A 13,892-nucleotide genomic window follows, 5' to 3' on the forward strand; every position below is an offset into this window, starting at 1 on the left:
CGGCCGAAGTCTTCCGAAAGAAACTGCTCGCGCAGATCAGACATGCCGGCTAGCTTGATGAGCCACAAAAGTCGCGGTTCAGCATGAACTCACACCGCAAAGTTAGAATGTCCTGTTTCTGCAAAGTAGAAATGTCACTCTCTCCCCGGGTTTGATGACGGCGGAGATTGCGGATGGGACTGATTGCGATGAGCGAGCGTGATCTGCAGCGGATCGAGATTTTGTCGAAGGTGATCGCCGGCCGGATGACCCTGGTGTCAGCGGCGCATGTGCTTGACCTGAGCGAGCGTCAGGTGCATCGGCTGCTGGAGCGGATGCGGACTGGCGGCGCGGCATCGATCAGACACAAGGCGATCGGTCGGCCATCGAACAACCGGATCAGCGACGGTGTTCGCGATTACGCGGTGACGCTGGTTGGCGAACGCTATGCGGATTTTGGGCCGACCTTGGCAGCCGAGAAGCTCGCCGAACGCGATGGCTTGCGTGTGTCGCGCGAGACACTTCGAAGCTGGATGGCGGATGCCGGACTGTGGCTGTCGCGCAAGCAGCGCCGAACGTTTCATCAGCCGCGGCTACGACGCGAAGCCTATGGCGAGCTGGTGCAGATCGACGGGTCAGAGCATCGATGGTTCGAGGATCGCGGACCGCCGTGCTCGCTGCTGGTGTTCGTCGACGATGCGACCGGGAGGTTGATGCAGCTGCGCTTTGTGCGTTCCGAAAGCGCCTTCACCTACTTCGAGGCACTGGCGCTCTATCTCAAACGTCACGGCGCACCGATTGCCTTTTACTCGGACAAGCATTCGGTGTTCCGGGTGGCGAAGAAGGATGCCAAGGGTGGCCAGGGCATGACCCAGTTCGGGCGTGCGCTTTGCGAGCTAAATATTGAGATTCTTTGCGCAAATTCGAGTCAGGCCAAGGGCCGTGTCGAGCGGATGAACCGGACGCTGCAGGACCGCCTGGTCAAGGAGCTGCGGCTTTCTGGCATTGATACCATGGAGGCAGGCAATGCGTTCTTGCCGGACTTCGTGGAGGACTACAATACGCGATTTGCGATCATCCCTGCCCGCCCAGACGACCTGCACCGGCCGATGAATCTGGCGCCTGATCGGTTGACGGAGATCCTCTGCAAGCGTGAGCAGCGCTATGTCGGATCGCAGCTGACGTTCTCGTTCGAGCGCAAGCGGATCATGCTGGAGGAGACAGAGGTGACGCGTGGTTTGGTCGGTCGCTATGTCGAGACCTATGCCTATGCGGACGGTCGGCTGGATGTGCGTTGGAAAGGCTATTGCCTGCCCTACTCGGTGTTCGACAAGGATCAGCGGGTGACGCATGCGGCGATTACCGAGAACAAGCGGCTGGGTGAACTCCTAGCCTATATCAAGGAGCGTCAGGACCAGCAGGAACAGCCGGTCGTGAAGAGCAACAGTGACAAAAATGGCTATAAGCCGAGGGGTCGCAAGCCCGGAAGGCGCACGGATTACATGAACGATCCGGCGGTGATTGCGCGACGTGAGAAGGCTCTGTTGCGGCAGCAAGCTGCCGAGTGACGGGTCGATTGGATCGTCTCAAAGCTAAAGCCGAAGGGGTGTGTCCCACCCGCCCCCTCCCTTCCCTTGCAACCTGGCCCAGCCGGTCCGGTCGGGGGCTTGCCTCAGTGCAAGTGGACATGGTGAGTGTCGCATTTCTAAATGGCTGAAGACCCGCCCAAGGTGACATTTCTACTTTGCAAATCGGCGGACATTTCAACCTGGCCGCCACAATGGATGTAGGGGCTATTTAGTAATGCGACAGTTGGGCCAGTTAGAGATGCGACAGTCTCGCCTCTCGACGTGCTGGTCAATGCCAACGTTGGGAGCAAGGATGACGACCTCCAGTCTGGTCGAGACCATGAGCGGTCGGAGTCGTCATGTCCTTTATGATCACCATGTCGCAGAAAGAATTGCATCGCCTCGAAGTTATTCAGAAGATCCGTGATCAGCGCCTGAGCGTCGTTCAGGTCGCCGAGCTGCTCGGCCTCAGCCGAAGTCAGGTGCACCGGCTGCTGCAGGCCTATGACCGCTCCGGCGCGACCGGCCTAGTTTCGAAGAAGCGATCACGACCGAGCAATCGGCGCCACAGCGAGGAGTTTCGCAATGCGGCGCTGGATCTGATCCGCGAACGCTATCTGGATTTCGGCCCGACGCTGGCCCGCGAGAAGCTGATCGAACTGCATCACATCTCGGTGGCCAAGGAGACGTTACGTCAATGGATGACCGAGGCCAGCATCTGGATCTCGCGGCGCGAACGCAAGAAGCGGGTTTTTCAGCCGCGTGGCCGGCGGGATTGTCTCGGCGAACTCGTCCAGATCGACGGCTCGCATCACTGGTGGTTCGAGAACCGCGGTCCCAAATGCGCCCTGCTCGTCTACATCGATGACGCCATCGGCAAGCTCTTGCATCTGCGGTTTGCCGGATCGGAGAACACCTTCGACTACTTCCATGCGACGAAGGCCTATTTGCAGCAGTGGGGCAAGCCTCTGGCATTCTACAGCGACAAGCACGGTGTCTTCCGCCCAGTCCATGCTTCGGAGAAAGACCGGACGAGCGGCCTGACGCAGTTCGGCCGAGCCCTTTATGAGCTTAACATCGACATCATCTGCGCCAATACCCCACAGGCCAAGGGACGGCCCGCCCTATCTCCCGAAGACATGAGCCGTGGCGTTTCAGGGTGCTCGGCGCAATCATTCCAGATCTCGATGATGTCGTCGAACGGAAGTGCGCTTCAGCGGCGCTATCGAAGAGATCATGACCCACACATGCCGATCTATGGCGTCTTCGCAGTTGCAGTTAATTCGACTTTTACCTAGCAAGCGACACGTGTCATCAATATCATCCACGACAAACATAGAGCGCAGGTAGCCGAAGCCATTCACTGGGGCGTTGCGGTGATCTTCGACGACCGATGGGTTTAAGAAGCGGGAAAGCTCCAGCCGGCTATGACCATCCGGCGTGCGCATCATAGCGATCTCGATACGCTGATCGCCCAATCCGGTGATACGTCCAGCCCACTCTCCTTCGACCGTGGCCCGCCCCTCGAGTTCGAGACCAAGATCGTGAAAGAAATCAATCGTCGCTTCGAGATTCTCTACGACGATTCCTATATTGTCCATCCGCTTGAGTGCCATGTTTATACTCTCCAGTGCGCCGTTTGAATTTACGATCTGTCGCCTTGTCGTAGAAGGGCGCGCGTCTCCAAGGCGCCGCAGCACTGGACACTCGTCCTGACGGTCGCCGATCCCTCCGACCCAAGCGCTTCACGAGCGGTCTGCAAGACCGCGAGCAACCTGACGAAGTTCCGCAAGGCATATAGATCTGATCTGAACAAGAAAATCACCGTAGATAAGGGGCTAGCTTTGTTCGCTGCAGTCCCAAGGGGTCCCTAGGAGGAGGCAATGGAAGGAACACCCGACCAGCCCGATGTAGTAGATGGTGAGTCTACGGAACGCTTGAACGTGCTCTTGGTAGACGACGACAACGCTTTCGCGCATCGACTTGGCAAGGCCCTAGAAGATCGCGGTCTGAATGTCGAAATCTGCACGACGATTGAGAACGCGGGCTCTGTTATCAGGCTCGGCCACCTTGATATACTTATAACTGATCTACGCATCGGCGACGAGAACGGTCTTGAACTCGTGAAGCTTTGTAGGGAAGTTTCGCCCAACATCAAGTCGCTAGTCCTTACTGGCTATGGCCACGTCAGCGCTGTTGTTTCGGCGGTGAAACTCGGTGCGACCGAGTTCTTGAGCAAGCCCGCCGACGCAGACGAGATTTTGGAGATACTCGGACTAAGCCAGCCTGAAGAGCAAAGTGGCGGCCCTTGTCTAACGCCTGCCGAACAGGTTCGATGGGAACATATCAACAGGGTATTGGCTGAAAACGGGTACAACCTTTCCATGACAGCGAGGTTGCTGAGATTGCACCGGCGGACTTTGCAGCGACTGTTGACCCGTGGCCAGCCGCGCTGATGATACAACATAAACACAGTTGATTTTGTTTTGATCCGCGGTTCGAGCACTCCGTAATAAGTCCGTTCCATGCAGAGCCCTAAAGCGATGGAACCGGCTCCACACCCCAGGAGCTGACGCGGATCGGCATCGGATCCGCAAGGGCCGGCCTCCGCCGGCCCTTTATTGGAGGAATTTATCAATGGACTACGAAGACGGCATGACAGTGTTTTACGATCCGGTATCAAAGACGGTAATCCTTGTCTTCCGCGGAGTAACTACGATACTGAAAGGACCCTTCGAGAGTGCACGCAGTGGCGTCTCCGCTGGTGAAGACCTGTGCACTAAACTCGGTTGGCGTTCGAACCGGCCGGATGTGGATGCTGACTTCAGTCAAACGTGAACATATAAAGTGCCGCGCCGAGTGTATCGGCCCGGCAGCCCAATCACATCTTGGGAAGCAGAACTTTATCGATCACGTGGATCACGCCGTTCGACTGCTTGACGTCAGCTATCGTCACCGTCGCCGTTCCTCCTGCCTCGTCAGTGAGCGTGATCTTGCCCATGTTCTCTTTAGCCTTCAAAACACAGCCGCCGACCGTCTTGATGTCATGTTCGCCGCCATCATCCTTGATCATCTTGGCGACGGTGCTGGCCAGCGCATCAGCGGCAACCACGTGGCAAGTCAGAATTTTGGTGAGCTTTTCTTTGTTTTCGGGCTTGAGTAGAGTCTCGACGGTTCCTTTCGGAAGCGCCTCAAAGGCTTCGTTGGTCGGAGCGAACACGGTAAGCGGCCCTTTCCCTTCAAGTGTGGAAACCAGGCCCGCAGCCTTGACGGCAGCGACGAGCGTCGTGTGATCCTTCGAATTCGCGGCGTTTTCGACGATGTTCTTGTCCTCGAACATCGCCGCTCCACCGACCTTAGGGTTGGCGGCATATGCAGCCAAGCAGCCTGTCATCATGCTGGCCAACGCGACTGCCGAAACTACCAGAAATTTCTTCATAATCTTCTCCTCTCAATGCCGGCCTCTTGGCTCGGTAGAGGTTCTACGAATAACCGCCGCTCCGGTTCAAAAACGAAGAAAGATCGTGCAAAGTGATCTGCACAAGAGGCTGTGAGCAGGTCTGCGATTGTTGGATCGATGATACTGACCGTCAAATCCCGAGGATTGGCTGTATCAACCGCAAAAACCTGCTCTTGAAGCGTAGCGGCGCCTCGGTCACGGCAAGACATATACAATCTTTGCCAGCATCAGCCTTAGGCTGATGCATCAAGCTGTCGTCGGCCATCTCGACATCGCCTCGCGCAAATGTCGAAACCTCGTCGCTGAAGCTCCCGTCAAGCACCAGCGTCAATTCCACGCCCCGGTGAGAATGCTCCGGGACCGGCTGACCGGCAGCAATCTTGAGCAGTCGCACTGTCGTTGTCTCGTCGCCGGTCGGTATCATCATTTGGGCAGCGCCGCGCCCGAGCCGGCGCCACCTTAGACCGCCCGCTGCGTCGATATAGGTCCTCAAAGGTTCCGGATATGTCCGATCCGAAGCGAAACGATTTTTGATTGGCACAACCTTGTCGATCTGGCCTGCATCGATTTTTGCTTTTAGACTTTGCCAGCTTTGCGAGACATCGGCATCATCAGCGGATTCACTGTCGATAAAATACCCCCCAACGCTTTCGAAGGTCGACAGCTCCGATCTGCATGCCGGGCACAAGGCAAGATGGGTCGCCACAGCAACGCTCCAGCCTTCAGCCAGGGTCCCGGCCGCATATTGCTGGAGCATGTCGCCGTCCAGATGATGTTTTATCATTTGGCTTCGTCCTGAAGCGCTGTACGAAGTTTCTCGCATGCAAGTCGTATCCTTGATTTCACCGTTCCAATTGGGAGGTTTAGTTTTTCTGCGATCGTCGAATGGGTGAGCCCTTCGAAAAACGACATGCGCAGCACTTCGGCATATCTCCCCTTCAAATTTGTCATTGCGCGGCGTAGCGCTGCAGCGCTTTGCTGACGCTCGATTAGCACGTCAGCGGCCTCAAACTCATCCGGGACGAACGCCGGATCGTTTGGATCGAAATCAGGCTTTATAGCTCTGCGAACAGAGTCTATCATCTGATTTCTGGCGATCGTGAATATCCAGGTCGACGCCTGCGCCCTAGACGGGTCGAAAAGCGCAGCCTTGTGCCAGACGCGCATCATCGTCTCCTGCGCCAACTCCTCTGCCAGTATCCGGTTTCCTCTCGTCATTTTCACCATGTAAGAGCGCACGCGCGGATAAAAGTGCCTATAGAGGAGTTCGAACGCGCCGATATCGCGCGAATCTACCACCGCGGCCATCAACACCCTGATCCGTTCTGCATCTAAGCTAACGGTTTCTTCCTCCAATTTACCGACCTTTCGCGCCCCGCCCGACGACGTCGGCCACACTTTCGCGTCGGCGCATGTGGCTCGAAGTACTCCGGTTCGAAGCGGCATCTGTATATTCATGGCGTAACCTACGCATCAGCGCGCTGCTGGATCAAAAAATGAATTCAGAAATTTGCCTCGAACTATCTGCTTGGGCTTGGATAACCCCGGCGCCGACGTCGCGTGCGAGCATCAAAGGCGCGCCACAGTGCCAAAGATCCGCTGCGTGACCCAAAACCCAACGCCTGATGCTGCCGCCGACAAGACCGTTCCCCAGATAAGGTCGGCGACCGTCAAGCCAGTCGACCAGTTTCTCAGGGTGGACTGGTTGGTCTGGTCATAGGTGGCATAAGCCATGAAACCGACGGCAGCGCCGTAGATGATTGCTGTCGCTATCGATCCTGAGATGTACCCTGTCCTGACAGCGAGGAGGTCAGCCCAGCGGCGTAGACCAGGTAGAAAGCCACTGCCGGCGCCAATCGGAACTGCGGCCCAAGCATCTCGCCCAACGTCGGTCGATAGAGACGGTCGGCCATGGTGCTCAGCCAGACAAAATCGATTGCGACGAAGGCGATCAGCGTTGCGGTGTAGGCGGTCAGGTAAGTTTTCATACGGGGCTCCCAGATGGATTTTTCGAGCTCAGTTTATGCGCGTCCATTCCACGCCCTTGCAGATCAAACCGGCGATGACACAGCCTTTCGTGGTCATCCTATCGCCATCGACTTTGACTGTAAGCTTGTAGATCAGGTCGCGTTGCGGGTCGAAAGCGGTGCCCGGGTAGCTGCCCTCGCTGTCTTCCGTGATGGACATAACCAGTTTGTCACCTACCTTCTCCTTCGGCGTGCCGGGCTTTATCCAAGTGTTGACCGCGCAGATATCAGCGCCGCACGACGCAATACGCACACGCGCATTTCCGCCTGCGCGCGCCCAGTTGCCGTTTATATCGGAGGCTTCAGCAGGGATGCCGCTCCAACAAGAAAAACGGGAATTGCCCAGGCAAACGATTTCGCTCTGTTCCTTCCGTTCGCTGTCGCGAGCCTGATGACCTTTATCGGGCTACGATACGCGGGGCTTTGGCGCCGATAAAGAGACATCAGAAACTGAAGTGCAAATTAACGATCCAGGGAGGTCTCAATGAAAAATCATCTCAGTAGCGTACGGCCGTTCATGCTCGCGCTTGCTGTCATTGCGTCGGCAACGTGCCTCGCACAGGCCGAACCCGATGGCGTGAAGGTCGAACCAGACCATTACCGCGGCACCTGGCTGGAGGCCGCCAGAAGACCCATGTATCTGACCTACGGCTGCGTCGCGGGCTACTCAACCTATAGGCCCGGCCCATCGAACGGCATTAAGAGGCATATCGACGTTGACATCGGCCCAAACGCCATTGGAATTAACAACAAGAGAAGCGGGCTCTGGACGAGCCGGTTTTGAGTGGTTGTTAGGCTATCCATCCAATAACTGGATCCGATACACGAGCGGCGGCGAAGAGCTCGGGAGGGTGAGAATTTCGCTTTATCATCAGCGTGAAACATGCGTGCATGCCAACCTCCCGCAAGGTTTCATGGTGGGAAAAGCTGGCGGGCAAGAGCGCCGCACTTTGTGGCGCCGGCGCAGTCGCAACGATCCAGTCGAACGGCCCCTCCACAAGTTCGCCGGAGTGTATAAGCCAGCGACCAGGCTCTCCGCCGATCTCTGCCACCCGGCAGTCAAGACGGATATCGAGGCCCTTCGCCATCGCTTTCGTCAAGGCGGTCATAGAGGGAACGGCAACATACCTTGTCGTGCTTGGAACCACGTGTCGCGCCGGACCACCTGCGGTCAACGACACCACATCGCCTGTCCAAGGCTTGACCAAACCCACCCCGCAAGCCTGCTCTATTTCCCTGCGAAAATCCTGATCCCGTACTGTGAACTATTGTGCGCCGTGATCGAACGAGACGTCGTCAATCCTGCGTGTCGCCATCCGACCGCCGACGCCTCTGCTTTTTTCGAAGACGATCACGTCTGCAATTTTCTGCAGTGACCTAACAATAGTCAGCCCCGCAATACCCGCCCCTATAACCCCAACTCGCAGCCGTTCCGCCATTCGAGTTACGCCTCCCATTTCTGCTGCTGCCTCGCGTCACCGTATTTGCTGCCGGTTCGCTCCGCAGACGTCAGGCTTCACAGCCTTCGCAATTGCCCTTGCGCGATCAGCCGATCGACGAAGCCGCGCTCGGCGTCGAACGGATGCCCATCCCATCCCTGATGCGAGAAGCCAGCGAGTAAAACCTGATCGCCAGACGCTGCAACCTCGCCGATCACTTAGGCTATAGTGATTAACCCAGAGCTCGGCACAATGTACGCGCCCGGCATGAGCCCTCGCAGCTCCAAATCCAGGAGATCATGATATCGGCGTGGAATCACCGCAAAGCTTTTGCCGGTGTTAGTGGCGAAGCTTGCAAAGCTCTCAGTATAATCGTCACAAAAATCGTTGAGCTCGGGATATTGTATCGCGAAGACCGGCATGAGTTCGGCAAACCTTGAAGTCTCGCGAACACACCAGATCTCCGCAGCACTTTTCTCGGCCGGGCTGTTGCGCCACTCCCCATTTCCAATCATTGCGGCAGCAGGACGGCCAGTATTGCAGACCGCGACGATATCCGTTCGACGGCCGCCCTCGCCGACCGAGCGACAGCCATTGAAGCGAACGACAAGATCACTGCCGTCAATTGCACGCGCTTCACCGCGCGAAAATGAACCGTTGCCAACTATCACGATTGTTCGCGCCATCTCTCTGCTCCACGGTAACTGCATGCTTACGAGGCAATCGCGAAACAGATCAAAAAATTGGAACCTAATGCGCTGGAAATTTGATCCGACCGATGGGTGGCGTCGTACCATCTGGGTTGTCATAACGAAGGACATTTCTAATGGACGCAACCGCCAACGATACCGACTTTCTAGCGGCCGCGGAAATACCAACTCAGGAGGAAGCCGAGGCCGCCGTGCGGACCTTGATCCGCTGGTCTGGCGACGACCCGTCCCGTGAAGGTCTCCTCGATACCCCGGCGCGTGTCGCCAAAGCTTATCGGGAACTTTTCGCCGGCTATGACACAGCGCCGGAAGACGTTTTGGCGAGGATCTTTTCCGATGTCGCCGGTTACGGCGACATGGTGGTCGTCAAGGACATCACATTCCATTCGCATTGCGAGCATCACATGGTGCCGTTTCATGGTGTTGCCCATATCGCGTATTTCCCTGATGGCGGCGTCCTTGGACTTTCAAAAATGGCACGAGTCGTGGACCTTTATGCCCGTCGGCTGCAGACGCAGGAAACAATGACGTCGCAGATTGCAAAAGCCCTCGACGAGAGCCTTCGACCAAAAGGCGTGGCCGTCATGATTGAAGCGGAGCACATGTGCATGGCGATGCGCGGCATTCAAAAGCAGGGTGCCAAAACCATAACTACGACATTCATGGGCCAGTTTGAAGGCTCTGCGCAGGATCAGTCGCGCTTCATGATGCTGGTGTGCGGCTGATTGTCCGAGCTGGAACCATCCGATTTGCAGGGAGTACGTTCAATGGCGGGGAAGCTGGTGACATCGTTAGACCCCGGATACTCGGCCCTCGGGTCCAGTGGCGGCATCGGCCATGCGATCGCCAATTGCTTGGAAGCCGATCCCAATTGTTCAAACACGGTTCAGGTTTTGCGCCGTGATGGTCAGCTTGACATCACTGACGAAGAATCCGTCCATCGCGCAGCCGATCGGTTTCAATCAACGTCGTTCGATTTGATTGTGTGCGCGACGGGAGCTCTCACCATAGATGATGCCGAGCCGGAGAAGTCGATCGGACAGATTTCGCAAAACCGCCATGATGAACCAGTTTGCCGTCAATGCCATTGGACCGGCATTGTTACTGAAGTACTTCGTTCCGTTGCTCGCCAGGAAGAAACGGGTGATCTTCGCATTCCTGTCGGCGCGCGTCGGGTCGATGGCGACAATCAGCTCGGCGGCTGGATTTCTTATCGATCCTCCAAGGCCGCGCTGAACCAGATCGTCCACACTGCCGCGATAGAAGTGTCCAGGGCAAATCCCGCATCGGTGGTCGTTGCAATGCATCCAGGCAGTGTTGCCACATCCCTGTCGGATGGATTTTCCTCCGGTCACGAAAGGTCGGAGCAAGACGACGCCGCGCGATCCGTTCTTCAGGCGCTTGACGCGCTAGAGCCCGCAAATACCGGCGGCTTCTTCGCATATTACTTGAGCTCAATCGTTTGGCATCAGACATCGCAAATGCTTCGCTGGTGACCAGAACCTGATTAGACCTTGCAAGAGGCTTCGTTGAAACGTGCTCGCAACCTGATCTTTGTACTTGGCGATCAGCTATCGCTCTCGCTGTCCAGCTTCGATGATGCTGACCCGAAGCACGACGTCATCGTTATGTGCGAGGTCATGGAGGAGGCCTCATATGTCCATCACCATAAACTGAAAATCGCGCTGATTTTCTCTGCGATGCGCCACTTCGCAGCAGAACTCCAGGATCGAGGCTTCTATGTCCGTTACACAAAGCTCGACGATCCCGACAATTCCGGTTCCTTCACCGGTGAACTCAAACGAGCTGTTGAGACTTTACGACCGCGACGTATTGTCATCACCGAGGGCTCCGAGTGGCGAGTCCTTGAGGAAATGGGAAAATGGCACGAAACCATCGGTGTCTCGGTCGAAATACGAACAGATGGCCGTTACCTCTGTTCGAAAGCCGAATTTCAAGATTGGGCACGGGACCGCCGATCCCTGACGATGGAATATTTCTACCGGGATATGCGGCGCCGGACCCGACTCCTAATGAGCGGAACCGACCCGGAAGGCGGCCGATGGAACTTCGACGCTGAAAACCGCAAGCCGGCGAAGCCCGATCTTCTTCGGCCGCGGCATCCACTCTACCGTCCCGATAAGACGACCACGGAGGTGCTTGGGCTTGTCGAACGGACATTTCCGAAAAATATGGGGTCGACCGCAAATTTTTCATTTGCGGTAACGCGCGCCGACGCCGAAGGGGCGGCGCGGACTTTTATGAAAGAGTTCCTGCCGAATTTCGGTGAGTCACAGGATGCGATGCTGAGTGAGGATCCCTTTCTCAATCACGCGCTCTTATCGTTTTACATCAATATCGGTCTGCTCGATCCTTTGAATCTTTGCCGTCAGGCGGAACGAGCCTACATCGAGGGCGACGCTCCACTCAACGCCGTGGAAGGTTTTATTCGGCAAATCATCGGATGGCGCGAGTTTATCCGTGGTATCTACTGGTTGAAGATGCCGGGATACGAAAAGAGCAACGTCTTCGAGGCGCACAGACCGCTTCCCGAGTTTTTTTGGACCGGCGATACCGACATGGCCTGTGTTTCGGATGTGATCACAAAGACGATCACCCACGCCTACGCCCATCATATCCAGCGCCTGATGGTGGTCGGCAATTTCTCGATGCTCGCGGGGCTCAATCCGTTTGAAGTGCATCAATGGTATCTCTCGGTTTATGCGGACGCCTTCGAATGGGTTGAGTTACCCAACGTCATCGGCATGAGCCAATTCGCCGATGGCGGCTTCATGGCGTCCAAGCCATATGCGGCCAGTGGTGCCTACATTTCCCGGATGTCTGATTACTGCAATGGCTGCCGATACAAGGTCGCCAAAAAGATCGGCGATGATGCCTGTCCTTTCAACTCGCTCTATTGGGACTTCATGGATCGTAATGCGGCGGGATTGTCTAAGAACCATCGCCTCTCACAGGTCTTGTCCACATGGCGGCGAATGGATGAGGACAAAAGGCACACCTACCGCCAGAGCGCTGCAGCTTTTCTAAAAAAGCTGGATAATCGAGAGCGTGTTTAATTTCTCCCGAAAGCGCAAAGGAAGGGCTGGCACCACGTGACGAAGATGGTCAAAAAATCCGATCTGCGGAGAAAAATCTGTTACGCCTGTGGGTTGCCTTTCGCTTGGCGACGAAAGTGGGCAAAGAACTGGGGCGATGTGAAGTTCTGTTCGGATCGCTGCCGGCGTTCGAAACGCGGCCAAAATTTGAGGAGTTTGTCTTCCTGTACCGGGGTAAGCGAGTGTTAGCCGCAAATCACCTGAGGGTTGAACCGCGCCCCGCCCGGCAGCGTAACAGCTCTAGTTCGAAATCTGAGACAAACATGCTAACCTTGAAAGAAACGCCACCTGAGCAAACAGAGTTTCGTAAGCCGCGATCACGCGCTGCAACGGCTGGAGGAATTCCTGCCTGCAGCGGGCTCGCAATACGCTCGATTGCGGAACTTCGATCGGGGCACCGGGCAGCATGTGCATGTTTCGCGGCTGTTGGCAGCACTGCGGCGTCGGGTCGTCTGTGAAGCCGAGGTGATCGCGGCAGTCGTGGCGCGGCACGGGATCGTCCAAGCTGAAAAATTCATCAGTGAGATTTTCTGGCGGACATACTGGAAGGGCTGGCCGGAGCAGCGGCCGGCGGTGTGGACGGGCTACATGAATGAGCTGGACAGAGCGCACGCTCGATCATGATTATGGTATGTGCCAGATGCATGACGCCGCCTGCGAGGGCCTCAGCGGAATTGACTGCTTCGATGCCTGGGTCGTGGAACTGAGAGACATCGGTTATCTTCACAACTGGGCGAGGATGCAATTCGCCTTGATCTGGACGTTTACGCTTGGTCTACCCTGGGAGCTGGGCGCCGCCTTCATGTTCAGCCATCTTGTCGATGTTAACCCGGCGTCCATCACCTTGTCCTGGCGCTGGGTCGCGGGACTGCACACGAAAGGCAAGGCCCATCTTGCCGATGCTGACCGCATCCGCGCTATGACCAACGGCCGGTTATCTCCCGAGGGTATCGCGCGGAAGGCAGTCATTCCAGCTGACGGCATCATCGTGCCACCACCCCCTCCGGTTCGAGATTTTACGCGCTCGGATAAAGCGCAAGCGGCCATGGTGCTGATAACCATCGAGGATCACTCGCTCGAAACACTGCCTGAAATGCATGAAATTGCGATCAAGGCGATTGCGGTTTTAACAGCTGAACATGAACGGGATCGTATGGCGCTGAACGATGCGCTGAGACGGGCAGCAAACACGTGGCCGCAGGCCGCTGTTCTGGGGTCACCGGAAGAGGACGGGTTTCGAACTGCAAAAGCGCTGGGTTGCGGTCAGGTGATTACAGGCTTTTCGCCTATCGGTCCAACAGCTCGAAGGCTCGATATGCTGGGGCAAACGGCTGCCGGCCGCGGAATGCTGTTGGCAGAACACTTGCGAAGCTGGGACCAAAAGGCATGGCCCTTTTGCGCAAAGGGTTCCATGCCCTCAAACAGCGCACTCCACTTTTGATCAGTAGAATGCTATTGCCAAGGTTTGCCATCATTGCGATCAACAAGCTCACGATTACGTACGCCAAGCGCCTAATCGTGGGGTGTTCAGGTGAATATGGGGAGCCGACCACGGGCGGTGGGGCACCGAGTCCAGCGGCGGACGCACGAATG

The 13,892-nt window shown here is 56.5% G+C and carries 13 protein-coding genes and 5 pseudogenes; 10 read left to right on the forward strand and 8 right to left on the reverse strand.

Annotated elements, in window-relative coordinates; all coding sequences use genetic code 11:
- Window positions 1-173: 173 nt before the first annotated feature.
- Both FHT76_RS38960 and FHT76_RS38965 read left to right on the forward strand, forming a co-directional pair.
- Window positions 174-1,547 carry an ISNCY family transposase gene (locus FHT76_RS38960; protein WP_183759097.1) on the forward strand — a complete coding sequence of 458 codons (1,374 nt, stop codon included), beginning with the start codon at window positions 174-176 and terminating at the stop codon, window positions 1,545-1,547.
- 359 nt (window positions 1,548-1,906) lie between these two features.
- Window positions 1,907-2,662 (forward strand): annotated as a pseudogene (locus FHT76_RS38965) (ISNCY family transposase); the annotation flags it as partial.
- Window positions 2,663-2,836: 174 nt separating this feature from the next.
- On the opposite strand, the pseudogene FHT76_RS38970 reads toward FHT76_RS38965, so the two are convergent.
- Window positions 2,837-3,163 (reverse strand): annotated as a pseudogene (locus tag FHT76_RS38970) (VOC family protein); the annotation flags it as partial.
- 267 nt (window positions 3,164-3,430) lie between these two features.
- On the opposite strand from FHT76_RS38970, the gene FHT76_RS38975 reads away from it, so the two are divergent.
- Window positions 3,431-4,003 (forward strand): response regulator transcription factor, encoded by a 573-nt coding sequence (locus FHT76_RS38975; protein ID WP_259186732.1) that lies wholly within the window; start codon window positions 3,431-3,433, stop codon window positions 4,001-4,003.
- A 181-nt stretch (window positions 4,004-4,184) separates the two neighbouring features.
- Window positions 4,185-4,385 carry a hypothetical protein gene (locus FHT76_RS38980; RefSeq protein WP_259186733.1) on the forward strand — a complete coding sequence of 67 codons (201 nt, stop codon included), beginning with the start codon at window positions 4,185-4,187 and terminating at the stop codon, window positions 4,383-4,385.
- A gap of 43 nt (window positions 4,386-4,428) precedes the next feature.
- Here FHT76_RS38980 and FHT76_RS38985 read toward each other — a convergent pair whose 3' ends face one another.
- From FHT76_RS38985 to FHT76_RS39005, 5 genes and pseudogenes are all read right to left on the reverse strand, one after another.
- On the reverse strand, window positions 4,429-4,986 hold the full coding sequence (locus tag FHT76_RS38985; protein ID WP_183865067.1) for a fasciclin domain-containing protein: 558 nt from the start codon (window positions 4,984-4,986) through the stop codon (window positions 4,429-4,431).
- A gap of 151 nt (window positions 4,987-5,137) precedes the next feature.
- Window positions 5,138-5,791: a ChrR family anti-sigma-E factor gene (locus tag FHT76_RS38990; RefSeq protein WP_183865066.1), complete on the reverse strand. Its 654-nt coding sequence runs from the start codon at window positions 5,789-5,791 to the stop codon at window positions 5,138-5,140.
- Window positions 5,788-6,363, reverse strand: a complete 576-nt coding sequence (locus tag FHT76_RS38995) for a sigma-70 family RNA polymerase sigma factor (protein WP_246712847.1) — start codon at window positions 6,361-6,363, stop codon at window positions 5,788-5,790. Before FHT76_RS38995 ends, FHT76_RS38990 begins: the two co-directional genes overlap by 4 nt.
- A 213-nt stretch (window positions 6,364-6,576) precedes the next feature.
- A pseudogene (locus tag FHT76_RS39000) lies at window positions 6,577-6,995 on the reverse strand (DUF2177 family protein).
- A 28-nt stretch (window positions 6,996-7,023) separates the two neighbouring features.
- Window positions 7,024-7,389 (reverse strand): DUF2147 domain-containing protein, encoded by a 366-nt coding sequence (locus FHT76_RS39005; protein ID WP_183865071.1) that lies wholly within the window; start codon window positions 7,387-7,389, stop codon window positions 7,024-7,026.
- Between the two features lie 162 nt (window positions 7,390-7,551).
- Between FHT76_RS39005 and FHT76_RS39010 the strand changes: the two are divergent.
- Window positions 7,552-7,725, forward strand: a pseudogene (locus FHT76_RS39010) (hypothetical protein); the annotation flags it as partial.
- 574 nt (window positions 7,726-8,299) lie between these two features.
- On the opposite strand, the gene FHT76_RS41580 reads toward FHT76_RS39010, so the two are convergent.
- Window positions 8,300-8,491 carry an NAD(P)-binding protein gene (locus FHT76_RS41580; RefSeq protein WP_405049538.1) on the reverse strand — a complete coding sequence of 64 codons (192 nt, stop codon included), beginning with the start codon at window positions 8,489-8,491 and terminating at the stop codon, window positions 8,300-8,302.
- Between the two features lie 59 nt (window positions 8,492-8,550).
- A pseudogene (locus FHT76_RS39015) lies at window positions 8,551-9,159 on the reverse strand (Urease operon accessory protein).
- 140 nt (window positions 9,160-9,299) lie between these two features.
- Here FHT76_RS39015 and folE point away from each other — a divergent pair.
- The 5 genes from folE (at window position 9,300) to FHT76_RS39040 (ending at window position 13,740) form a co-directional block, all read left to right on the forward strand.
- The gene (folE, locus tag FHT76_RS39020; RefSeq protein ID WP_183759101.1) at window positions 9,300-9,908 is read left to right on the forward strand and encodes a GTP cyclohydrolase I FolE; all 609 of its coding nucleotides are present in this window, start codon (window positions 9,300-9,302) and stop codon (window positions 9,906-9,908) included.
- The gene (locus tag FHT76_RS39025; RefSeq protein WP_310503311.1) at window positions 9,909-10,679 is read left to right on the forward strand and encodes a C factor; all 771 of its coding nucleotides are present in this window, start codon (window positions 9,909-9,911) and stop codon (window positions 10,677-10,679) included.
- Between the two features lie 33 nt (window positions 10,680-10,712).
- A complete protein-coding gene (locus FHT76_RS39030; protein WP_183865064.1) occupies window positions 10,713-12,260 on the forward strand; it encodes a cryptochrome/photolyase family protein in 1,548 nt (515 codons plus the stop codon).
- A gap of 45 nt (window positions 12,261-12,305) precedes the next feature.
- A complete protein-coding gene (locus FHT76_RS39035; RefSeq protein WP_210296826.1) occupies window positions 12,306-12,488 on the forward strand; it encodes a DUF2256 domain-containing protein in 183 nt (60 codons plus the stop codon).
- A 403-nt stretch (window positions 12,489-12,891) separates the two neighbouring features.
- Window positions 12,892-13,740: an FAD-binding domain-containing protein gene (locus FHT76_RS39040; RefSeq protein WP_210296817.1), complete on the forward strand. Its 849-nt coding sequence runs from the start codon at window positions 12,892-12,894 to the stop codon at window positions 13,738-13,740.
- The last annotated feature ends 152 nt before the right edge of the window (window positions 13,741-13,892 follow it).

Source organism: Rhizobium sp. BK176, from assembly GCF_024808055.1.

Excerpts from the sequence above, each read along its gene's own strand:
- FHT76_RS38985 (WP_183865067.1), bottom strand. The coding sequence starts at position 4,986 with ATGAAGAAATTTCTGGTAGTTTCGGCAGTCGCGTTGGCCAGCATGATG.
- FHT76_RS38980 (WP_259186733.1), top strand. The coding sequence starts at position 4,185 with ATGGACTACGAAGACGGCATGACAGTGTTTTACGATCCGGTATCAAAG.
- FHT76_RS41580 (WP_405049538.1), bottom strand. The coding sequence starts at position 8,491 with ATGGGAGGCGTAACTCGAATGGCGGAACGGCTGCGAGTTGGGGTTATA.
- folE (WP_183759101.1), top strand. The coding sequence starts at position 9,300 with ATGGACGCAACCGCCAACGATACCGACTTTCTAGCGGCCGCGGAAATA.
- FHT76_RS39040 (WP_210296817.1), top strand. The coding sequence starts at position 12,892 with ATGAGCTGGACAGAGCGCACGCTCGATCATGATTATGGTATGTGCCAG.
- FHT76_RS38960 (WP_183759097.1), top strand. The coding sequence starts at position 174 with ATGGGACTGATTGCGATGAGCGAGCGTGATCTGCAGCGGATCGAGATT.
- FHT76_RS38990 (WP_183865066.1), bottom strand. The coding sequence starts at position 5,791 with ATGATAAAACATCATCTGGACGGCGACATGCTCCAGCAATATGCGGCC.
- FHT76_RS39035 (WP_210296826.1), top strand. The coding sequence starts at position 12,306 with ATGGTCAAAAAATCCGATCTGCGGAGAAAAATCTGTTACGCCTGTGGG.
- FHT76_RS38975 (WP_259186732.1), top strand. The coding sequence starts at position 3,431 with ATGGAAGGAACACCCGACCAGCCCGATGTAGTAGATGGTGAGTCTACG.